This is a genomic window from Alitabrizicola rongguiensis (assembly GCF_021491355.1).
Taxonomy (GTDB): Bacteria; Pseudomonadota; Alphaproteobacteria; order Rhodobacterales; family Rhodobacteraceae; genus Aliitabrizicola; species Aliitabrizicola rongguiensis.
The window spans coordinates 47,394-70,157 of the sequence record NZ_JAKENF010000006.1; the positions used below are offsets into that span (position 1 = coordinate 47,394).

General features: G+C 60.3%; 16 protein-coding genes. 4 read left to right on the forward strand and 12 right to left on the reverse strand.

From position 1 onward, the window contains the following. Nucleotides 1-2: 2 nt before the first annotated feature. The 7 genes from L0V05_RS19820 to L0V05_RS19850 all read right to left on the reverse strand — a co-directional run bounded on the left by L0V05_RS19820 (nt 3) and on the right by L0V05_RS19850 (nt 12,776). Entirely contained in the window at nt 3-1,688 is a 1,686-nt protein-coding gene (locus L0V05_RS19820) for a nuclease-related domain-containing DEAD/DEAH box helicase (protein WP_234873235.1), read from the reverse strand. Further along, entirely contained in the window at nt 1,688-3,547 is a 1,860-nt protein-coding gene (drmB, locus tag L0V05_RS19825; RefSeq protein WP_234873236.1) for a DUF1998 domain-containing protein, read from the reverse strand. The genes L0V05_RS19820 and drmB overlap by 1 nt, the downstream gene beginning before the upstream one ends. Continuing rightward, the gene (locus tag L0V05_RS19830) at nt 3,537-6,815 is read right to left on the reverse strand and encodes a helicase-related protein (protein ID WP_234873237.1); all 3,279 of its coding nucleotides are present in this window, start codon (nt 6,813-6,815) and stop codon (nt 3,537-3,539) included. Before L0V05_RS19830 ends, drmB begins: the two co-directional genes overlap by 11 nt. Next, on the reverse strand, nt 6,736-8,613 hold the full coding sequence (locus L0V05_RS19835; protein WP_234873238.1) for a UvrD-helicase domain-containing protein: 1,878 nt from the start codon (nt 8,611-8,613) through the stop codon (nt 6,736-6,738). Before L0V05_RS19835 ends, L0V05_RS19830 begins: the two co-directional genes overlap by 80 nt. 86 nt (nt 8,614-8,699) lie before the next feature. Further along, nucleotides 8,700-10,580, reverse strand: coding sequence for a UvrD-helicase domain-containing protein (locus L0V05_RS19840; protein ID WP_234873239.1), 1,881 nt, complete (start codon nt 10,578-10,580; stop codon nt 8,700-8,702). An 8-nt stretch (nt 10,581-10,588) separates the two neighbouring features. Continuing rightward, on the reverse strand, nt 10,589-11,500 hold the full coding sequence (locus L0V05_RS19845; protein WP_234873240.1) for a BrxR family transcriptional regulator: 912 nt from the start codon (nt 11,498-11,500) through the stop codon (nt 10,589-10,591). A gap of 121 nt (nt 11,501-11,621) precedes the next feature. Further along, nucleotides 11,622-12,776 (reverse strand): tyrosine-type recombinase/integrase, encoded by a 1,155-nt coding sequence (locus L0V05_RS19850; protein WP_234873241.1) that lies wholly within the window; start codon nt 12,774-12,776, stop codon nt 11,622-11,624. A gap of 339 nt (nt 12,777-13,115) precedes the next feature. Between L0V05_RS19850 and L0V05_RS19855 the strand changes: the two genes are divergently transcribed. The 3 genes from L0V05_RS19855 (at nt 13,116) to L0V05_RS19865 (ending at nt 15,842) form a co-directional block, all read left to right on the forward strand. Then, nucleotides 13,116-13,796, forward strand: coding sequence for a helix-turn-helix domain-containing protein (locus L0V05_RS19855; protein WP_234873242.1), 681 nt, complete (start codon nt 13,116-13,118; stop codon nt 13,794-13,796). Continuing rightward, nucleotides 13,705-15,111 carry a vWA domain-containing protein gene (locus tag L0V05_RS19860; RefSeq protein WP_234873243.1) on the forward strand — a complete coding sequence of 469 codons (1,407 nt, stop codon included), beginning with the start codon at nt 13,705-13,707 and terminating at the stop codon, nt 15,109-15,111. The genes L0V05_RS19855 and L0V05_RS19860 overlap by 92 nt, the downstream gene beginning before the upstream one ends. A 221-nt stretch (nt 15,112-15,332) precedes the next feature. Then, on the forward strand, nt 15,333-15,842 hold the full coding sequence (locus tag L0V05_RS19865) for a hypothetical protein (RefSeq protein ID WP_234873244.1): 510 nt from the start codon (nt 15,333-15,335) through the stop codon (nt 15,840-15,842). A gap of 212 nt (nt 15,843-16,054) precedes the next feature. Here L0V05_RS19865 and L0V05_RS19870 read toward each other — a convergent pair whose 3' ends face one another. The 4 genes from L0V05_RS19870 to L0V05_RS19885 form a co-directional block, all read right to left on the reverse strand. After that, nucleotides 16,055-17,734, reverse strand: a complete 1,680-nt coding sequence (locus L0V05_RS19870; RefSeq protein ID WP_234873245.1) for a recombinase family protein — start codon at nt 17,732-17,734, stop codon at nt 16,055-16,057. Continuing rightward, nucleotides 17,734-18,771, reverse strand: a complete 1,038-nt coding sequence (locus tag L0V05_RS19875) for a hypothetical protein (protein ID WP_234873246.1) — start codon at nt 18,769-18,771, stop codon at nt 17,734-17,736. Before L0V05_RS19875 ends, L0V05_RS19870 begins: the two co-directional genes overlap by 1 nt. A 2-nt stretch (nt 18,772-18,773) precedes the next feature. Further along, the gene (locus L0V05_RS19880) at nt 18,774-20,465 is read right to left on the reverse strand and encodes a site-specific integrase (protein ID WP_234873247.1); all 1,692 of its coding nucleotides are present in this window, start codon (nt 20,463-20,465) and stop codon (nt 18,774-18,776) included. A gap of 166 nt (nt 20,466-20,631) precedes the next feature. Further along, nucleotides 20,632-20,841: a helix-turn-helix domain-containing protein gene (locus L0V05_RS19885; RefSeq protein WP_234873248.1), complete on the reverse strand. Its 210-nt coding sequence runs from the start codon at nt 20,839-20,841 to the stop codon at nt 20,632-20,634. Nucleotides 20,842-21,154: 313 nt separating this feature from the next. Between L0V05_RS19885 and L0V05_RS19890 the strand changes: the two genes are divergently transcribed. Beyond that, on the forward strand, nt 21,155-21,946 hold the full coding sequence (locus L0V05_RS19890; protein ID WP_234873249.1) for a hypothetical protein: 792 nt from the start codon (nt 21,155-21,157) through the stop codon (nt 21,944-21,946). A gap of 427 nt (nt 21,947-22,373) precedes the next feature. Here the strand turns inward: L0V05_RS19890 and L0V05_RS20600 are convergent, their stop codons facing one another. After that, nucleotides 22,374-22,697 carry an FAD:protein FMN transferase gene (locus L0V05_RS20600; RefSeq protein ID WP_319937968.1) on the reverse strand — a complete coding sequence of 108 codons (324 nt, stop codon included), beginning with the start codon at nt 22,695-22,697 and terminating at the stop codon, nt 22,374-22,376. Nucleotides 22,698-22,764 lie beyond the last annotated feature (67 nt).

A 22,764-nucleotide genomic window follows, 5' to 3' on the forward strand; every position in this document is an offset into this window, starting at 1 on the left:
TCTCAGTCCTCCGGCAACCCTTCCGACAGCCACTTGGCCTCGCTTCGGGATGACACGATGCAAAGGTAGGCCCGCGCGCGAGAGAACGCGACATAGGCCAGTTCGCGGCGGTCCATTTCATCGCCACTGGCAATCAGGATTATTGCCGGGCGCTCCAGACCCTTGAACCGCCGCACGGTATCCACCACCACATCCTCTAGCGCCATCGTTTCTGCATCTGTGAGTGGGATGCTGGTTCCGCTGCTTCTTTCGACGAAACTTGTGCGGGCGGCTGGTCCGTTGACAAGCACGGCAATGTCGCCAGGGGCAACTTCCTCGTTGAACACGAGCCGTCTAAGCTCCCTGTATGCCGCTTCGATTTTTTGATCAGCATTTTCGGCAGTGATCCAGGATACTTCGAGACCATCGGGTCCATCTGCGATTATCTCGGGACCGGAATAATGCACTGAAGCGGCACTGTGGATGTTCTTTGTGTTTCGGAGGTTCCGGGAAAGCCGAACCGGAATGACACTCAGGTCGTGAACGCTAACCCCCGCGCTCTCGTAGACCCTCTGGTTGTTGTCCATGAACACACGCAGGTGTCCTCCATGGGTCAGGCAGGCATCGATTGCGATCCACCAGTCGGCGCTGAAGTCCTGGCCTTCATCGACAACAATCGTGTCCCACCTGAGTGCAGGCTGAACCTCCACCGCGCGGTAGAGCGCGTGGGAAAGCGCTGTTTCATAAAGTTCCCGCTCACTGATATCAGAAGGTGGCGGAACACCAGCCTGATGCGAGATGCGCCCACACAGAGCGTGAAATCCGGCCACCGTGAGGTTCTCGACGCCCTTCAGCTTTCGCTCGAGGTTCGTCGCGAGCGGCCGACTGTGACAGGTCAGAAGGGTCTTCCGTCCAGCCGCGGCAGACCTGATCGCTTCCTCGATTGCCACCACGGTCTTGCCAGTCCCTGCGCCTCCACGGATGAGCGCCCGGGGGATATCGGCGATGACGTCGAGGATATGGTACTGGGACGGTTCAAGGACGCGGAACTCCGTGTCGGCTTCTGCAAGAGCAGCGCCGATGCGGAAGCTGAGCGTGAAAGGATGCGCCAGCAGCCTTTCCAGCGCGGCGATGCCGTCGTGGCCCAGAGCCTCGCAATTGTCTGGCCGTTTCCCTGCCTTTAGTCGGTCGTCCAACCATCCGCGAAGACCATGCTGCAACTGGCGCGAACAACAGAAGATCGAGGCCGGGCGATCAGCTCCGAGGTTGCCGGGAGGCGAGCCCGTACCGGGAAAGATCACTCCATGGGCAGAATGAATGAAGCGCTTGGGCCATCTTGCTGACTCGTTGAGCCGCTTCAGGATCTCATGCTTTGCGCTTCGCGCCTGTGCAACCGGATCCTTGATCTTGTGGACGAAACCGCCGTGATCCGTGCTGCGCCACTGACCGTCTCTCGGATCGAACGAGATTTCCTTCCCGCCCTTTACCTCGATGGCGAGGATGCCATGGATGGGGTGCGCGATCAGGAAATCGCATTCACCGTCCCTCTCGTTACCGAGACTGTCAGTGCCCAGCCAAGGGCTCGAGTAGAAGACATGAAAACTGTCGTCGAGGACGTCAGCGAGGCGATCGTAAACGCGAACCTCAGCCCGACGTCTCGGATCATCGAGGACCGAGCGGGGGAGCTTCCTTGGCCAGAGCACCGCCATCAGCTTCTCCGAAGCATGTCTTCGAAGTATCCGAGCCCCGAACCCGTCCCGTCCCCGGTCAGCAGCGCGCGGTCAAGGAAGCTGTTGAAGGCCTCACATGATGTCTCGGGAGCAAGGCAGCATGCGTGGCAGACCGAATGGGAGTAGCTGTTGATCGCTCCCATCATATCCGTGATGCACAGCGGATCGGATGAGCACCACTCGATCGCGTCGATGGCACGTTGCAGGATGCCCTCGATGCGCCCCGCCTTGCCCTGCCTTTCTAGCCCGCCGAGCGTTCCATCGGAGTCCGGTGTTGCGGTATAGATCAGAAGCCCAGCCATCTGCTCATCGCCCGTCCCGGCATAGATCCTCTCCTGAAGGGACGCGGAGGAGTATCCACACTCGAGCGTCAGTTGACGCATGAGCGCGTGCGCGAGGGTGTGACAGAGCATGTAGCGCGGGGTAATCGCCTGCGGCGGCTTTGCATCGTCGCCATAGCGTTCCTTCCAGTCCGCCTGGTGTCGCGTCTCGCACTCGGATACGCGCGCGATGACATCAGGTCGGGCTTCCCACGTCGCCAGCCGTTCCTCGTTCAATGCGAGGAAGATGCCTTCGCCTCGAACTTCAATCGCCGGCAGCCACTCAAGCGGAGCCTTGGAGAGCCGTGCCACTTCGGGTGAGTCGGGATCCCCAGGCGGATTGATCCGGGTGAATCCCTTGATGGCACGCACCTCACGAAGGCGGACAGCCCGTACAACTCTGAAGATCCACGGAGCTATATCAGGAGATACCGTTTCTCTTCGGGTTTCGAAGTCGATGTCGGGGGTCCGACTCCGACCAGGCTCCGTGACGAATTGTCGGTATTCTGCCGGACGCAGGTCGTCGGTCCGCATCTGTCCGTATGAGGTGAGGCGCGCACGGATCGCCTCTGCCAGTTCGGCAGGTGACATCTCGAGCTCCTTCAGGATGCTCTCCAGGTCACCTTTAGCCAGGAATCCGATGTATTCCTCAAGCTTGGACAGGTCATCGAGATTCGTCAGGGAACTCCACCAGTCGCCCAGAACTTCCTGAAGACGGTCGGACCAGGGTGGGATGCTCAGGGCTGACTCCGTCACGGCAAAGTACAGGTTGGACGCACCTCGCTGCACCGCGTACTGCTCCTTGCCGCAAGTTTCATCGCCATCGGCCAGCCAAGGTCTGTGCCCCCGGCATTTCGGCCCACGTTCCCAAGTCTTCTTCGAGAAAACGCCGTCCATCGACCGACGCGCGCCGCACTTGGGGCAACTGAGGATGAGGCCGGCAAGGCCGGGTTTCTCGGAACGCAGGATCAGGCCAGGATGACGCTCCGCATTGTCACGCTTCGAAACCGTGCAATCCGGCTTGTGCCCCACCCACCAGTCCCAGGGGAACTCGTCGACGTGGCCATGCTTGCAGGCCATCACGAAGCGGACGGGGATGACGAAGACCTTGCTGTCGCCATGGGATTTTTCCGTGCACGTAGCGCAGTAGCGATAGGCCTTGCCCGGATCGTTCTTCCATCGCCGTTCCGGCTTGATGACATCGCAGCTGGGACATTGCAGCCATTTCGGGAAGCGAACGGCGACGAGACGTCGGGTATCCGGCTCGTCATCCTTTCCCCGCTCGAGCGTCACAGGGGGCGTCCTGAAGCCCTTCACGCCCAGCTTCTTCTGCAAGCGCGTCTCACGGATGACCTGAGGGTGGGCCAGACCTGCGGGGGGAAAGGACCGATCCCATTCCTCTAGGCCCGCCGCGATACCCGAAACAGCTCCTCCACCCGCCCTGAAATCCACCACCGAGCCGGGGCCAAATGTCGAAACGACTGCGCTGCGACGCAAATCCTGAAGGTCATTCTTCATGCGTATCATCCTTTGCCCTTAGGACATGGGCCATCCTGAAGGGAGTTCCAGCCTCCACAGTCCGCATGGAGTTGAGGGTGGGCCAGGCGGCACCGGCGTCGCGACCGGCGGCCCGGCGAGCGGCAGCGCGCTCGGCACTCTGGAGAAGGGATTTCCCTCCCTTGTGGTCACTCCAGTAAACTGTGGGGGACCTTGCACGCCATGTGTCGAGGCGGCGCTCAAGCTCTCTTCGGACTTCAGTCTCTTCCGGATCGACCCGCTTCGCCCGCTCGACGAGCAGGTCGATGATGTCCATCGCCAGATCTTCCGCGTCGTCGTCCATGCTGGGAGAGTCGAGCATGTCGGGAACAAGGTGGCGCACAGCGGCAACCAGTGCCGCATGCAGCGCCCTGTCGCGAGCCCGTGACGCGAAGGGAGTAACGCTGGTCGCCTCGACATCCCTGTAGAGCGTGCGGTGCCAGCTGCAGAACGTCTCGAAGTGAGAACGGTCGCGCGCCTTCGCGTTGTTGAGAACCGAGACGACAAGGCCGCTGACGTCTCCCCGCCCGACGCGGCTGGTCGACTGGATGTACTCGGCGATGGTCTTGGGTTGTCCGTTGACCAGCATCAGTCCCAGCCGCGAAATGTCCACGCCGACGCTGACCATGTTGGTCGCGAGAACGGCATCGACAGCGCCAGGGAAACCGACCTTTATGTCTAGCACGTCGAGCATTCCGCGGATTTCTTCCTGCGTCCGCCGGGATGTAAGTTCCTCGACGTTGCTGAGGGGTCTTCTCTCCTCGGCGCGAGCATCAGCATAGAGCGCTATGCTGTCGGTGACGTCGTCCTGCATGAGGACGAGCGCACCTCCAAGCTCGCGAAGCGAGTTGAAGTACCCGACGAGCGTCCAGTAAGCGTCTCGGCGAACGTCATCGCTGAATGCCCCGTACGCCGTTTGCAGCAGGGAGCCCGCAACTGCCTGCAACGTGAACTTTGCCGATCGACCGGCCGTTGTGACACCGAGATAGCGTCTCCCCACAGCCTTCGGCCGCCGATCACGAACCGCGAAACCGGAATCGTCGTGATCTATCGCTGGCGGTGGGAACTGGAATGCTTCGCGATCGAAAAGGGCCAACACCTGTTCCGACGCTCTGCGGATCGTGGCGGTCGAGCCAATGACCTTTGCCCGGTGTCCGCGAGCGGCGAACATCAGGTCGAATGCCGCCTCATATGCGCCCGCGATCGTTCCCAGAGGACCGGAGATCAGATGCAGCTCGTCCTGGATGATGAGGTCAGGCGGAGAGCCACTCGAAACCCCAAGCAGGCCGTTGGTTCGCTTTTCTCGAACGATCTGAGCGAACTTGTCAGCCGTTCCGATGAGCAACGTCGGCCGCCTGTCGTAGACATCTTCGTCCACAGTGAAGACCGGCAGGATTCCGTGCATCTTGCACGTGCTGTTCGTGCATTTGGCATCAACGGGTGAAGTGGCGCTCGCCATCGACCAGGTCAGTTTCTCACCACAGGCTGGACAGCGGGCGAGCTGTTTTGGCGAAGCCACCTCCGAAGACCCTCGGAAGAAGGCACATGCGTCGGCACGCTTGTTGGGAGTAGCGTCTCCTCCGACCCAGAGGCCGATCGAGAAAGGTTCGTCACCTTGAAGCGGCAGGCCGTCGGGCGCAGACTCGCGACCAGAGCGTATCGCCTCCAGAGCCACGATCATCGCGGCAGAGCGTGCGAACTGCTGGGTCGTGAGAAGTCGCAGCGTGTAGCGCATGAGGGCACAGACACCACTGTGGTCACTCGGATCATCCGAGAGCCGACGATACACGGCGATGCACGCGATCAGCGCGAGGTATGCCTCGGTCTTGCCACCACCGGTGGGAAACCAGAGGAGGTCCATGACGCCCCGGTGCATGTGATCACGGATGACCGAGGATGGCGCACTGAGGAGCAGGAAGCCCAGCTGGAATGGGCGCCAGCGCAGGGGTCCGTGGCGGCTCTTTGAGTTGTCCCAAGAATGCTGCAGATGCATGGCCAGGTTTGCCAGCTGGAAAGCGCGGCGCAGACGCGGATCAGTGCCAAGCTGGTCAACCGATGCCCGCATGCGCCCAAGCGCCAGATCACATTGCGCTAGATGCGCCTCAGCCACGGCTCTCAGTTCTGATCGCACGTCTGAAGTATCGTCGAGGCGCTTCCGCTGCACATTTATCCAACGGTCATAGGCATCGCAGAAAAGTTGCAATCCCTGCTTGAGGGTTGCTGCATCGGCGGAGGCCAGTGCCTCAGCCGAAAGCGGATCGAAACCCACGCTGTCCTTCCCAAGCTCGGAAAAGAATGGGTGGCCATTCGGATCGACGCCCTCGACGATCGCTGAAGGGAGCCAGGTCGTCCCGACCCATCGTGCAGTTGGGCGGGTTCCGGCTGCGTGGTCCAAGGACTCCCACTCGGCGGAGCAGACATGTCCGACAGCGAACTCGGCCACGTTCCTGTACAGCAGAGCTCCGCTTTCCTCGTCACTCACGGCGGCGGTTCCATCGTCCCCCCCTTGATGCCGCGACGCCGCGCGCCGGGGGGGCTTCGGCACCAGCAAAGTGCCCTCGCAAGGCTCGACGCGAAGTGCCGTCTGGAACAGCGATGCAGCCTCGATCTCGTTTCTACCCTGTTCTGGGACTATCGAATTCACGAGCGAGAGAGTGACGAGAACGGACTCACCTGCATTGATGCATCGGACACTGAGCGAGACGTTGGGTAGCCCGTCACCGTATTCCGCCAGCTCAATCTCACGCGTAGGTCCGGGCGGCAGATCAAGAACCGGAATCTCAGCCCTGTGCGGTTGGCGGACCCAGATGTCGACGTCGTCGCGATTTTCGATCCGATACGTGGCGAAGCTGCAGGTAACCCGCACTTGCGGGATACCACTGGACGCAACAACGCTGAATGATATGCCTGCCACGGAGGGCTTCTGGATCGAGCCAGTCCTGACTGCATCGTTCTCGCCGTCGGTCTCATCGCCCGAGCCAGCGCCCGCGGTCCCGAGGCGTTCATCATCCTCGCCCGACATCGCCGTGCGCTGGGGCCAAAGGATGCCGGTGAGGTAGACATCGGAAGGACGCGCGGCCAGTTCCTCTTCCTCGGCACGGGGTCCGACCAGATCCTCGGCGAGCCTACAGGCGACGGTATCTCTGTCCAGTGATTTGTCTTGCATGAGCTCAGCCCCGATCAGTTCTGTAAGACGGAAATCCTGCAATTTTAGGTGCAAGCAGAAATCCAGAGGACGCCCACGGCTCATGCAAGCTCTCAGCATCACCATCCTCTGGCGCCAGCACAATGGATGAACAGCCTTGCGCTTTCACATAATCAATCTGGTCCGGGATTCTAAAAGAAACGCCGCCAGGTTTGAATGATATTTCTTGAATGTCTCTCGAGAAGCTGCCCGACATGACGCCAACACACGTTTCAGGTTCGCCGAAGTGAATCCCATATTTGAGATCGCTGCCTGATCGCTTGACTAGATGGTATGCAGTGACAGAGCTTGAGACGGCGGCAAGAAAGTCTTGAGCGGCTGTAGCCTCAGCCGACTTGAACTCAGTCGCACCGACAAGAAACCTTGGCTCGATGTCACCATTCCGCCCAATTTCTATATACACCTGTTGTTCGCGATAGTTTTGATTGGAACAGAACAGGCGTCCAGAATTTAGCCGATCGGTCCGCAAGGACTTGTTTGGCGCAACATAAAGCTCCTTGCGGGCGCGTGTCGCACCGACAAACAGAACACGGGCTTCTTCGACGACATCTTCTACCAACCGCGACTTGCGGGCCTCGGGCATCATCAGGATTACCACATCCGCCTCACGTCCCTTGCTCGCGTGGATCGTGCTTAGCGTGAAACCCTGCAAGCCGAACTCTGACCGGGCTAACTCGATTGGAGGGCGGGCCCCCGCCAAGCGCCGCCTCAACTGCAGCATGTCCACCACCCCATCATGACGACCCGCCAGTTTCAGAAGCGACAGCCACGCGGATGACCAATCTTCTCGGGCCTTGCCCTTGCCTTCAACATTGGCAAACCAGAGCTCACGAAATTTTTCCTCAGACACGAAAGGTTCCAAGAAATGCGAAAAGCACAGGGCAAGCCAAGCAGGCAGCCCAGGATCATAATCTGAGAGGCGAAGACTGTGGGCATCCGCCTGACCTTGAGAAAAGTCTAGAACATCCGCTCGATTTCGGAACAGGACAAGAAGGTCTCGCGGAGCATCTGCAGGGTGCTGTTTGATGAATTCGTCGAAATCACCAGCAGAAAGATCCTCAATCGCTTTTGCCACCCAATCTCGAAGCTCTAGAACCTGATGCTCCGACTTCATCAACTCGGTGCGCAAATCCGAATAGATTGTCTTTAGTTGAGCCGAAGATGTGCGATGAACTTGACCGAGAGGCAGGCTTGAGAAATTCCCGAGTCTTCCGGCGCGTACCCGCTCTAGCAAAGATCCGTCATTGGAACGAATGTTGCGCTTGGAATTACGCTTGGAGAAACCATAGATCGCCTGAGCCTCGTCAGCAAAAATTGTCACCCCACAATCAGTCGGTAGATGCCCAACCATTGATTCTATGAGTTCGGCACGGGCCCCGACAATGTCCTGGGCCTCATCAATTATGACATGCTCGACTCTGGAATACTCGTCAGCCACATCCTCATCAGACGTTAGCAATGCGATTACGCTCTCAATGTTATCGTCGTACGAACGTGTCAGACGGGCACTGGGGTCGTGCCCAGATCGGACCGCCCACGCGTGGGAGTCGATTGTCGCGTTGTGAATAGCATAGGATGCTTCACCGACGTACGAGTGAAGGCGTGCACGTATTTCCGCCGCGGCTGCTCTGGTGAAGCTAATCATCAAGATGTTACTCGGCTCGATGTCTTCTTTAGTGATCAGGTGTGCAAGACGAGCACATGCGACAGCTGTCTTGCCCGTGCCAGGTCCTGCTTCGACTATCAGTCGAGCATCACTGTCCGCAGTGATCACGCGCATCTGCTCGGCGTCCCAGGCCGTAAGCAAATGGCTTGCTTCAACTACTGTGCCCTCATCCAACATTGGGTACTCATCACCCGTTTCAGCCGAGTCACCAACGTGTGCACGGCATCCAACTGAATCCTCTTTGTTCTGGTCCTGAATGAGTGCTACCTCCGGCTGAAAAAGAAGAAAGGGGGGAACGCGACGATTCTCGGCGTCAGGACGAAACCGGAGGAAGCCCAAGGTTCATTCAGTGTCTCAAGTTCAGTGTCGTCTGGACTCAGGACGACCGTTGCACAGCCCTGACCTCTTACATGGTTCACATAACCCGGTGGCTTGTGGCTATTCTTCTGGTTCTTGTTCGCGAGTATCTCCCACAGGTCGTATGTGAGGTTGCGCGACAGGGCGCCGACGCATGGACCCTCGTTGCCAGCACGAATTCTGTATCGCCAATCGAGATTGGGATCGGCTTCCAGCTTATAGGTGGTTACGATATCGGCGACCTTGGCAAGAAATGCCTGTCCCGCTGCGGCGTCGGCTTTGCTGAATTCGCTTCGACCAACGAGACCGCGCGCAATGATGTCGCCATCGCGGCCGATCTCAACCATCGTCGATTTGCCGTTTCTGGCCGAACGATGAACCCGTCCTGATGGCAATGTTGATGCTCTGAAGGAGTTGCTCTCCCCGACGATTAGGGATGCGCGTGCACGCGTGGCGCCGACAAAGAGCACACGCGTCTCTTCTTTCTCGTCCTCGATGCTCTCGAACTCTGCGCCGTTCGGCAGCAGCAGAACGACGTTGCTGGCCTCGCGACCCTTGCTCGCGTGTATCGTCCCGACGATCGGTCCGTGGAGGCCGTATTCGGGTAGAGTCAGCTCGACCGGAGGGCGGGTCTGGCCTAGGCGCCTTCTCAGCCTCTGCATGTCAACAGAGCCGTCCTTGCGGCCTGCAATGCGCATGAGGTGCTGCCAAGCTTCAGCTGGACCATAATGCGGCGCAGCCTTGTTCTCGATGCGCGCTGCCCAGAGGTCTAGAAAGCGTCGTTCGGCGATAAACGGGTCAACAAAGTCCGCGAAACAGATCGCCAGCCACGCCGGCAGCGTTACCCCATATCCTGACAGACGCAGCCGATGTGGAAGGTCGCAGAATTGTGATGCCATCAGGACCTCGGCACGGGTTCGGAAGAGCAGAAGGTCGTCGCTTGTGAAGTCCGCAACTTTCATCTGCGTCCACTTCAGCCCCTGTTGGTCCGCCAGCGCCCGGATCTTCTCTGCTGTCTGGCCGTGCAACCCGTCGCGGTGTTTCTGCTTGTCGAGAACATCACTCCGCAGTTCGGAGAATATCTTGCGAAGTCCAGGGGACGATGTGCGATAAATTTCCTTCAGGATGAGAGTTCTAAAGCCCAGCGCGTTCGCGCTCAGCAAACGGTCAAGCAGCGGCTTGCCGGGCTCTGAAGCTCCTACCTTGCGACGTCCCATGCTGTCGTCGGAGAAGCCATAGATCGCTTGGGCCTCGTCGGCGAACACCGTGACTCCGCAGGCCGAAGGTAGCCGATTCACCAGAGCCTCTATCAGGTCCGCTCGCTGCCCGACGAGGTCTTGCGCCTCGTCAATGACGACGTGTTCGATTTGCGCCAGCTCGTCTGCCACGTCCTCATCAGTCTTCAACAGCGCAATGACGCTGGCAATGTTCTCTTCGTAGGACCCGGTCAGCCTAGCGTTCGGGTCATGGCCGGAGTGGATGGACCACGCATGCGAATCGATAGTCGCGATCCGGATGGCAAAGGATGCATCGCCGACGTAGGAGTGCAGCCGTGCACGGATTTCTGCCACCGCTGTCCTGGTGAAGCTGATCATCCAGGTGTTGCTTGCCTCAATATCTTCTTCGTTGATCAGGTAGGCGAGGCGCGCGCAGGCGACGGCTGTCTTTCCAGTTCCGGGACCTGCTTCAACGACAAGCCGAGCATCCGTATCTGCCTCGATCACCCTGCGCTGATCTGCATCCCAGCCTGTATCCAGCGGACCTTTCCCGGCAATATTCATGGCCATAGAGCTCCCTACCGAAAAATTTCGTGTGTTGCTGGCTTATTCAGGTCCGCGCTTAACGCTGATCGCGCTGCATCACCGAGCACGTCACGGTTCAAAAGCACGATCTGCTGGTCCTGGGGCTTCCTCGCGGCTGGATCGGTATCGAGCCCAAGCCGACGAAGCGCATAGTAGAGCAACGCCCGTCGAACGCTGATCTCAGCCTTGCCACCCTTCATGCCGTAGTCGAGCGCGATCACCTTGGCTTGCGTATCGGACAAGGCAGGATGGGGGCCGATTTCCAGCGTTGCGAAGGTGTGCCAGTCCTGATCGCTCTCGGCCAGAACGTCCGACCCGCGCGATGCGCGGATGTCGAGGATCCGGGACAGCAGGAAATCCTTGAACATCTCGTCGGTGAGGCAGAATGCGCGGGTGTGCCAGCGGAAGCCGTCGAACGCGATGGCATGTGGCGCGATCCAGCGCCACCGGGGCTCAGGATTGGACAGGGACTGATACTGCACCTCGATCGCCTCGGATCGGCGGATCGCGTCGACCACGGACCGAAGGGTTGCGGGATCGACGCCACGCGCCGGGGTGGGGGCGGAATCGTAGGCGGGCAGGCCTGAAATCCAGCAGTCGTCGTGATCGAGGATGTCGTCGGCGACTGATCGCAGCTGGGCGAGGTACCGACCGGCATCGAGCTTGTCGAACACCGGCTTGAAGCCTGGTTGGCGCACATAGGTCCGCAGGCTGCGGTTGTAGTCCATGTTGTGAGGGGCGAGGCCGATGTAGCGACTCAGGTCGGATGACGCCTGGTTCACAGACAGCCCGAACTGCGTCATCACATCGCTGCGGTTCACATGCCCCTCCCAGAACAGGCGGAACTCGATGAACTCGAGCCTTTGCTCGACCCCCCAACGAAGCTCCGACCTGTCGTTGCTCACCACGCTCTCCCGTCATCGGTCGATGCGCATGGAAATTATGCGCGCCCAATTTCTGGGCTTTCTTCGACCGTAGCCGCGCGATGCTTGGGGATCAATCGAAAAGGGAAGGGTTGGCGCGCAATTATCCCAAGGATTGCCGCAGGTTCTGCGCGACGGCATCGGCCGCCATCCGAACTGGTTCCGCCGCGAGATGGGCGTATCGCGCCGTGGTCTGGACCTGCGTATGGCCAAGGAGCTTGCCGATCATCGGCAGGCCCTGACCCGACGCCACGGCCGTGGACGCGAAGGTGTGGCGCAGGTCGTGGATGCGGACGTCCTTGACCCCTGCGCGGGCACGGACGCGTTGCCAGAAGGGTTGCAGATCGCTCAGGGGCTTGCCGGGCAACGTGCCGGTAATCACCCACGGATTGCCGTCGATGCGCTGGGCGCCCCGCAGCAGATCCACCACCGGCTGGCCAACGTGGACGACCTTCGCCCCTGTCTTGGAATCCGGCAGGCGCAGGGCAGGGACGTCGAGATCGACGTAGGACCATTTCAGCGACATGATCTCGTTCAGGCGGCATCCGGTCAGGATCAGCAGACGCGCAGCAAGGATGGCCGAAGGCAGTTCCACCCCTTCCGCTTCCATTTCGCGCAGCACCTCGCCGATCCGGCGCAGCTCCGCCGCGCGCAGGAACCGTTCACGTTTCTCCTCAGGGTATTTCCGTATGTGCTTGCGCGGGTTGGTCCCGTCCGGACGCAGACCCCACATCTCGGCGAGGCTGAACATCTTCGAGACCACCTCAAGGCAGCGATTGGCCTGATATGGGATGTGCCGCAAGTCGTGGTGGAACTTGGCGACATCCGCCCGCGTGATCCCCGTGACCGTCAGCGGCCCGAGTGCGGGCAAGATGAAGCGCTGCAGGTTCCGGCGATACTCCTTTCCCGTGCTGGCCTTTACGCGGATGGCGATGTGTTCCTTGTCGAACCGTTCGGCCAGCTCCTTGATGGTGATGGCCTTCCGCCCTGTGTCCCGTTCGGCGGCTGGGTCCTGTCCGTTGCGCACAGCGGCCACGATGGTAATGGCCCGGGTGCGCGCCTGTTCGCAGGTCAGCACGGTGGTGGGGCCGAGACTAATCCGCCTCGAGCGGCGTCCGGCGCGATATTGCACGACATAGCCTTTGCGCCCGCTTGGCAGCACTCGAAGTCCGAAGCCAGGGATGTCACTGTCCCAAACGAAGTATTCGGCGGCCTGGACCTCTGCGGTGTCGACGATGCGCTTTGTGAGTTTGGGCATGGGAGATCGGCTTTCGGGTTGTCCGGCTTCCACAGTGTGCAACGCGGATGGATAGTCAACGAACACATTGATATCGCGTATAAAAAGGAAAATCTGCGCAATCACACGCAGGGGTCGCATCGCAGTCGTGAGCGGAAGGGATGGTCCGTACGAATCAGAGCGCGGGTTGGCTACTGGTCGCGGATGGACGGATGAAGGTCTGCTGCCGAAAGCCGTGATGATGAGAGACTTCCGCACGCGCCGTAAAAGAGGCTTGGGGTGCCCAGTTAGTCCGTGACAATGGCACCCGGATTAATGAGACATATTGACATGTCGCATTAATCAGCCTAAATCATCCGCATGTCAGAAAATGAACTCACACTCGAAGAGCTGAGCGAACGCACCGGCGTTGAGGCCCGTACTTTGCGGTCCTGGGTGAGCGAGGGCCTGCTTTCACCGCCTTTCAAGGGTGGGCGCGGCGCACGTTATCCTGCCAGCAACGCGGACCGGGCGCTGGCGGTTCGGGCGCTAAAGGACGTTCACGGGCTATCGCTCTCAGAAATCGGACGCCGTTTCATGATGGCGACCGAGGACCAGATCCGTGAATGGGCGCTCGAAGCTGGGGCAACCTTGGCACCTCGGGGCTCAGCGCGCGACTACCTGGGTCGTATACAGGCGCGCAGCAGCAAGCCACTGCCGGCGCAGCGATCGACAGACGTCCATCCGAAATCCTCTTTCATGGTGAAGCCGCAGTTTGAACCACCGGCGGCGTCACTTCTGCGCAAGCCGCATCCTGTTCTGAACAGCGAAGAACGCACTGCTGACCTCGCGAACATTGAGCGGTTGATCCTTCAGCTCGAGAAGGTGCTCGAGGCTCCCGCCCCAAGACGATCACGGGGCACCATCTGGACTCGCATATCCGTCACGCCCGATCTCGAACTGTCGGTCCGTGGCGATCTCGAGCCGCGCGAACGGATCCTTTTTGAACAACTCGCGGACCAGTTCCGCGCCATTCTTACCGGGAGAGCAAGAAATGAATGATGTGAATTTCACCGCTACCGCCGCGTTCGACCGGAAACTCTTTTGGGAGGGCGGCGATTCCGTCCGCTACCTTGTCGCCCGTCTCCAGGCTAAATTGAAGGATGACCGCCGCCCAGCCGAGCACACCCCGCTTAACATCGCTCTGGTCATTGATGCCAGCGGTTCGATGGGAGGCGGAAAGCTCGATGCGGCCAAGGCAGCTGCTCTGGGGCTCGCGGAACGCCTGACGGAGCGCGATCGCTTGACGCTTGTGTCCTTCGCCTCGGATGTGCAGGTCCATCTCGACGCAGTTCCGGTGTCCAAGGAGAACCTGCTCCGGATCCGTGCCGAAGTCTTCAGGCTGCAAACGCGTGGCATGACCAATCTGTCCGGCGGTTGGTTCGCCGGGGTCGAATGTGCGGCAAGGATTGCGGAAGACGACGCGCGGATGACGCCCCGCATCATCATTCTGAGTGATGGCCATGCCAACGAAGGGATTTCCGATCAGAACGAGCTGCGTGAACATGCCGGGGAACTCAGGCTGCGAGGTGTTCTTACTTCGGCACTCGGCATCGGAGACGGTTATGATGAACAGCTCCTGCGGGGCATTGCCGAGAACGGGGGCGGCCGTCTTCATGACGCGGAACTCACAAGCGAAATTTCCTCGGTCCTTCTGGGCGAGCTTGATGACATCTTCGGCACCCTCATCGAAGGCGCTGAGATCATGCTGACCGTGCCGCCCGGCGTTCGCGTCGACGTTCTAGGCAAGGGGGACGCCGAGGTCCGCGGCGGTCGCGTCGTAGTTTCCACGGGCCCGATCCAGAATGACGTTGCGCGCTTCGCTGTCTTCAAGGTGACTTGTCCCAAAGCGCAGCGCGGTGAGGAGTTCAGGTTCGGGATGGTTGCGACCGGGCGCGTCGTCGCTGATCGGAATACGCTTGAGACCAGCGCGGTGTCAGTAAACCTCGTTGCCGTGGACACCATGGTGAACAAGGACCAGCCCCGGGATTCGGAGATTGCCGAGATTGTTGCGCGGACGTGGAGTGCGCATGTCGTTGCCACGGCCGCAAAGATGAACCGCGACGGAGCCTATGAAGACGCGAAAGAACACATCGAAGGGGAGCTGCGCCACTTTCGCCGCTATGTAGAGGGCCTTCCTCGCGGGCAGGACATGGTCGGTGAACTTGAACTCTTGGCCCGCCGCGTTGGCCGTGAGTTCTCTTCGAGGATGCGGAAGGAAATGGTGGTCCAATCAGCGCTGGTCATGGAGAGCAGAGTGGACCGTCGTGGTGCCGGGAAGGCGGCGTGGAGTGCACGGATGGAGCGCGGTGATTGATGATCATGGGTGACGGCGAGCCATTCAACGCACAGAGTTGAGGATCAATTTTGCCAAAATGTAACCGATGCGGTGGTCAGATCACTTTTCGAGTTGTTGATGGACAAACGATCCCAATTCACTTGAGTGGGGGATGCAATGATGAGTACCGGGGTCGTAGAGTAGCACCTTCCATTAAGGCGATTGCCGAGAACGCAAAGTTTGACGAGCCAAGATCGTATTTGAACCCGAACGCCAAGTGTCCCGTTTGCGGCGCAAGCGTGTTCTTCTATCAAAGCGAAGATGGTGGTCGAGTGTTTTTCGACGATGTCGGATGGCCTTGGCCAAAGCATCCTTGCACTGACCGCGCTGCGGTCCAGCACAGCAAGACAATCTACGCGCCTTCGTCAGTCTCCAATAGTACCAGAACGGACTGGACGAAGAAGTACACGTTCTTCAGACTGACCAGTCTTCGCCGTGATGGTGGGCGACTGCATCTAGGATTGAAGGAGATCACCAATGGCGTAGGTGGATTTTTCCGAACTCTGTTTTCCAACACTGAACGAACCTACACGTTTAGTGAGGTGAAGCTCGAAAAGGCTGACGTTCAGGACAGTGACTTTCGCAGTGCGCCCAGTTTCCTGATTGAGAAGGGGGATCTCGTGGCAGACACTGCTATTCTTCACTTTATTTGCCCTAGGAAAGGCAAGATCGTGCGGGCAAGAATGAAGCGTGTAGACGTGCGTCAGTGACGGGGAACTTGCTGGTTCTCTAATGATCGCTTCGCTACCGGAAAATCATTCCGCTACCCGTTGGAAGCATGGTGGAAGCACAAGGGGGAAAACCGCTGCGCAATCCTGACAATCCGTGCGCAGTCCGCCCATGTAGGCCCGGCCAGCAACTGGCGGAAACCGCGCAATAACTCGCGATCCTGAGCGATTGTTCATGTTGTGTTCGTAACGGCTCATAACCTGAAGGCCGCAGGTTCAAATCCTGCCCCCGCAACCACCGAATCCGACGAAAGCCCTCGCAAACGCGAGGGCTTCGTCGTTTGGGACTCCCCCAAGGCAAGGATCGCCCCCAACTCGCCAAAGAGTTCAAGCACATGGCCGCCCGGAGCTGACGGATCAGGGTGCAGCCGGATCTCCGAAACCAGAGCCCGCAGGTGCTCGATCGCCTCGGGCCGCGTCCCTTCGGCATTGAGCGAAGACGCGAGGTCCGCAACCTTCCTGCGGTAGGTCTCCGCCAGACCGGGATGGAAGCGGATCGGTTCCTCCGGGGCGCCAAGCTCGGCCAGTTGCGCCTCGAGCGTGGCGCGGCGCGCTTCGAGGTCATCCATGCGCGCCTTCATCGACGGATGGAACATACCCTCGGTGATTGCGGTGACAATCTGTTCGATCTTCTGGCGAACCGACCGGAGTTCGCCCTCGGTGGTCGTGCGCGCCGACATCTCGTCCTGCTTCAACCGGTTCCATTCGCGGTGATACTCGGCGATGAACTCCGCCAGCAAATCCGGATGCAGCAGGCGCTCGCGGAGTCCATTGAGGACGCGGGCCTCGACGTCGTCCCGATGGATGATGGCGCGGTTCCCGCAGGTCCCGCGATTGCGCGCGGCGGAGCAGCCATACTTCACCTTGTTGATGAGCGTGTAGCCCGCACCGCAGCAGCCGCACTTCAGCAGGCCGGAGAAAAGGTAGGTGGGGCGACGACCGAGACCGAAGGCATTCTCCCGGTCACTGGTCAGGATCGTCTCTCGGATCGCCCCCTGCCGCAGCTTCACCCGATGCCAGAGATCGTCGGCGATGATCCGCAGATGCGGTACGTCCTCGGTGATCCAGGCCTCCGGTGGATTGGGGCGGGCCTGACGCTTGCCGGTCGACGGATCCTTCACGAAGCGCTGGCGGTTCCAGACAAGCTTGCCGATATAGAGCTCGTTGTTGAGGATCCCGGTGCCGCGCTTCCAGTTCCCGGAGATGGTCGAGAACGACCAGGTGGACGACGTGGTGCCCGCACTGGCGCGTGGTGGGGCGATGCCTTCGCGGTTCAACTCGATCGCAATCGTCCGCGCGCTTTTGCCGGCGGCATAGTCGCGAAAGATCCGGGTGACGATCGCGGCCTCGCCGGGATCGATCGCCCGGTCGCCGCGGGTGAAGCTACCGTCGGGCAGGGGGCTGCGGACCATCCGATAACCGTAGCTCAGACCACCAGCCGCCTTGCCGGACCGGACGCGGCCCTCGAGCCCCCGATGGGTCTTCTGGGCCAACTGCTTGAGGAATAGCGCCGACATCGTGCCGCCGAGACCGATATGGAGCTCGTTGATCTCGCCTTCGGCCTTGGTGACGATGCGGACGCCGAGAAACTGCATGCGCTTGTAAAGTGCGGCCACGTGCTCCTGGTCGCGGCTCAACCGGTCGAGGGCTTCGGCAACGATCACATCGACCTGACCGTTCATCGCCGCCTGCTGCAGCGCCTGAAACTGCGGCCGCAGATGTGAGGCGCCGCTCATTGCCTCGTCGGCAAAGACATCGACCACGGTCCAGCCTTGCTCGGCGCAGAGCTTCTGACACAGCCGCACCTGGTCCGGGATCGAGGCCGCAGACTGCAGATCGGACGAATACCGGGCGTAGAGAACAGCGCGTGTCATCACTTCCCCTTGAGCGTCTCGAGCAGCCTGGCGAAGTCGCGGCTCACTTCGATGCTGCCCGCCTGGATGTAATGCCGCTCAGCGATGCCTGGCGCTGAATGCCCCAAGACGGGGCTGATCACCTTGGCCGCAGCGGGAGACGCCCGCGCCAGCGTCGTCGCAGCGGCATCCCTGAAAAAATGCGGTGGGATCTTCACGCCCGTCAAGCGTTCGGTGATCTCGGGGATCTTCTTGCCCATGTAAGAATAGCCCATGGGGCCTCCCAGGTTGCCGACCCAGAGAAAGTCGTGATGCTGACGACCGCGCGTCATCAGCGCCGGTCGGCCTTGCTCAAGATACAGGTGCAGGACCTCACTGGCTGCGGGGAAGAGGCCTGCCTCCCACGGCACACCTGTCTTCGTCAGGTCCTCGGGAAGACTCACTGTGACCAAGCCTTCTGAGGCGAAGACCGAGTGGCCAAGACGCAAGCCCGCCATGGCACGATGACGCAGCGGTAGGGCTGCCAGGAAAGCGACCATGGCACCGTCTCGCTGAATCTGGGCACGACCGAACGGCGTTGCAGCATTCTCTGCATCCTCGGTTGCGTGGCGGATCCCGGCTGCCAAGAGGACGCTGCTCGAAAGAATGCGGCCTGACTTCCGCACCCGATTGCCAGCCCCTGCCTTCCGCTCGAAATACCTGGCAACGCGCGCATAGGGTGACCAATCCGTATCGGGATAGGCCGCGCGAAGGACGCGCAACATTCCCCGGAGAAAGATGAAGCGGCTCGAGACCTTCAGGTGAGACGAAGCTTCGAGCCACGCCTGCATGCGAGGCAAGGTGAGCCGCGCAGTCGGCGCTTCCACAAGCGCAGATGGCTCACTCCTGCGAAGCCACTCGAGCCATCTGCCGTAAGCCTCCGCGTACATATCGAGACTGGCCTCGCGCAATTCGGCGAAGGCACCGCTGTCATCGAGGGGACCTGCCTGGACAACCAGCTTCGACCACATCAGCTGGTCCAGTATCGGCCAGTCCGCAAGGGGCATCGAGACCCGCATCCCTACTTCCGACGCTTCTGGTCAAGCACTTGACCAAACGCCTCGACGGCCGACCTTGCTTCGAGACCGGAATAGACACTGATCGTGTGGCTCGTCGCAGCATGGCCAAGCAAGCGGCGGGCCGCTTCGTAGCCACCTGGATTGGCGTCGAGCCAGACCATCGCCGCCAGATGCCGAAACAGATGCGCGTTCATGACGATCCCGGTCTCGTCAAGAATCCGCTTCTTCAGGCGCGTGGACAATGTGCTGGTATCGACCGGTCCCGTGCCATCACGCCGCGGGAACAACCACCGCGTTCCAGGGGGACAGAGCAAGGGGGAACGGTTTGCCAGATGCTGGTCGATCATGCGCCGAAGGTCAGGCGGCACTTCGAACTCGATCGGCTGCCGGTTCTTCACCTCGCCTTCTTCGAGAACGAGGAAGAGCCGACCATCACCTGGACGCTGAAGGTGACGATCGATGTCGATGGCAGAAATGTTGCCGATGCGGAGCGGGCAGACCAACAAGATTCCAATCGCCAGGGCGTCTTCTTTGGCCAAAGCGGCCGCCTTGTCGTGCTGCTTGCCTCCCTTGCGGAACAGCATGTCGGGTAGAGTGAGGAGCCTGCGCAGGACTGCCTCGTCGCGCAACACCCGCAGGCGATCGCGGTTCTTCTTGGTCATGCCCCGCTGAGATGGCATTGCCGCCCGCTTCGACAAATCGCGGAGAGCTGCAATCGCCTTGTCGTCGAGTTCAAGGCGCCGTGCACAAGCGACAAGGATGTTCGCCATATCTGCAATGACAGCTCCTTTGCGATTGCCGTTCCGAGCAAACATGGCCTGGAGACCGCGCTTCGCCATGACCGGTGCGCACAGCGCAGATACGGAGCTGATCTCCTCTGGCGGCACGCCGTCGATCAGCAGCTCCGAGGCAAAGCGCTTGAGCATGTTCGTCCGCTGCTTGGCGGTTGAAGGTGCAAGCGGCCGCATCGCAACGTCGTCCAAAAAGGGGTCGGGGTGCATCGCACGACGCATCTGCTCGTCGAGATCGAGCAGCAAGGCCGCAGGCAGGGCATCGTCCGCCAATTTGACGGTTGTGCGCCGCTTGGGAACTGTCAAAACAAGCTTCGGCCAGGGATCGATCAGGCTCGTCGCCCGGTTCCAGGCGTTGATCGCATAGCGCCAGCTTGCGTCCGGATTCTTGGCAATCTCTTCCTTGCGGAGACCGTCCAGGAAGGCATTGGCATGGGCCTGGGTCACCTCAGTCGGTGCGAGGCCGAGATTGCTCAAGAAATGGATGAACCGTCCAAGTCCGGCAATGAGCGTATGATTGCCGGAGCCAAGGACCGCCTGCCACAGTTCCAGCCACCCTCCCTGCAACTGATCCATGTACCTCAACCGCCTCTTCACGATCCCGACTCGCGCCAGGGCCGCACGGGCATCGCTGACCACGTTTTGCCAGCTCTTCTCGGTCAAGCCCAAAGCTGCAGGCGCGACCTGGACCAACCGCACTTGAAGCCACCTGGGCTCGGCGAGCATCTCTTCCGGCGGACGACCGAGCGCCTTCGCCACGCGGCGGAGACCGGAGATCAGGTCTCGCTTCCGCACATCGTCAAGGTCATGGTCTGCCTCGATGTCGCGAATGACCGAGGCGAAGGTCCGAGTGCCCTGGGGGAACAAGGCCATCTCGATCTGGTTGGGATGGATCGTCTTCATGGAAATCTCCACAGGTTGGGACAGGGATGCACTCGGGTGGTCAGGCGGTGACAGGCGTGGACATTCGGGAAGAGGATAGCACGAAATCTGGAAGCAATACCTCGATGGCCTCTTCCCGAAAGATGCGTAAAGCATTGACAATAATGGACATTGGTGGTCGCCGCGCCTACGGCCGCAGGCCCAAGCGATAGGCCTGATGGGCAGCGCGGCTGACCCGCAGGAGCCGTCCTCCGGGACCAATCCGGATCGCTTGCAGCAGACCCGCGTCGATCGCCCGGCGCACCGTCTTCTCCGAACAGCGGTCCATAGCCGCGATCTCCTTGACCGTCAGCAGCTCTGCGCCGCCGTCATCCGGCAGGGTCTTGGTCTTGGTCATCGCGGGGGTTCTCCTTGGTTGTGGAGCCAAACGCTTCCCGCGCCGCTTGCCGAGCCAACAGGCGGACAAGCGAGAGGACCGCATCATCCAGCGAGCTGGGCGTGCGGTGCTTCCCTGAGGCTTGGGCGGACTCCTGAGTCATGGCAGGACATTCGCCCACTCGAGAATCCGCGTCCAAGTGTGCTCCTCGAGAAAACTTGGATCGCCAAATACACTATCTTGCGGCCGGTCTTTTTTGGGTCACTATATGTGCTATCATCATGCGCGTGCCGTGCCACAGTGATGCACTTCAGAGGGAGCGACTGACGGAACAATGAACTGGTTCAGCCCAGAAGATGGCTTGATCTTTATTGATGCCGATCGGGTCAAAACTGCCGCGCCGTGGCGCCTCAAAGATTATGGAAGAGGTGGGGCGCTGACGGACGATCAGATCGAAGAACTTGCCACTCGTTTTGGTCTCGAACGCGCCGTACTGAAATCTCTGTCGATTGGGCTGGCATTCGCGCTTGATCCAATAGCCAATCCCTCGGTGGTCCACATGAGCCAGAAGGTTGCGACGGATCGCGCGGCCAGGGAATTGGACAAGGCACTGACCGAGGCCAAGGTGGCCGAAAGGAAGTTGAGGCAGGCGGTCGCCCGGTTGACCCGGCTGTATACAGGGTTAGCGCTGGACAGGGAGGGGGCAGCTCGGCTGGAGAAACTGAAGATAACGATGGCAGAAACGCACCGACGGTCAGAGGAAGACCTTCAGCAGCTGCGCGCCGTCAGCAAAGTTACCGACGTTGCTCTAGTGGTCGGTTATACCCAGAAGGGGCAAATGCAGGACCGTCGCCGAAAAATGGTCATGCGCACACTGTTCTGCGCATGGCAGGAGAGCGGACGAAAACTCACCTACAGCACCGACTCCGTACGCAAGCAACGTTGTGGGCCGCTGGTGGACTTCGTGACGGCGGCGGTCGCCTGCGTAACCGATCGGCCCTGGAGCCCTTCCGGCGAAACCATTGTCTCAGACCTTCGAGAATACCTTGCGCTAGAGTTCAAGGACTTCAGTGAGACAGACCAGTGTGATTCAGACCAGATAACCTCAGGCCATGCGGGCGCTTGAACTTTGGCTTTCCGCGCTTGCTGATGTGCCGAGAAGCTGGAGGGAGCTGTCAGTTTAGCGCCTAGTTGAACCGCGCCGGGTTTGCCAAAGGCTCCATCGTGAACGTGCGGTGGGCTGATCCTCGAAAACAAGGGCAGCATGGGCGGGCGGTCACTTCGTAGGGCCGAGTTCCTCCGACAAAACGGGGAGCTGCGCTCATTGGGTAGATCTTCGACGTTTCGCAGTGATGGCGGGAGGCGGATCTAGAGCATCACTGCCAAACGGATGACCTCTGGGCTGGACTTCAAGTATCGAAAAGGGGAGGGCTTGGTCGTACGGGCAGGGTAGGGCGCTCGCCAGCCCGCCTCAAGACAAGTTGCTCTGACTGAACCATCCTTGCGCAAATGGGGCCGGCCACATCTGACAGGGCCGAAATTGGTCACCGAGATCAAGCAGGCTGCAAATCGACCAGAGTGGCGTGATCGAAATTGGAAACTAAGTTCCGGATAGTGGTGTCGTTCGGGAGCAAGCATGCAGCGGTCGAAAGTGCATCGGCAACAGCAGCGCTACCTGCAGTTATGCTTATTTGGCGCCAAACCCGCGCTGCAGGCTTACCGCTGCGCGGGTCTAGGATATGACTGACACGGCCGTCTGGATCGAAGACCGTTCCGAGCGGGGCAGAGGTCGCAAGGGCGCGGTTCGACAAACCGACTCGTCTTGATCCAGCTATTTTGACGGGCTGGCCTGCCCCGATCGAGTGGTCCGGGTTCAGTCTTAGTGCATGACGGGTCTTGGCGCTACGGTTGGGTTGGCCGGCGAAGCGGGTCCGGGTGGCGAAG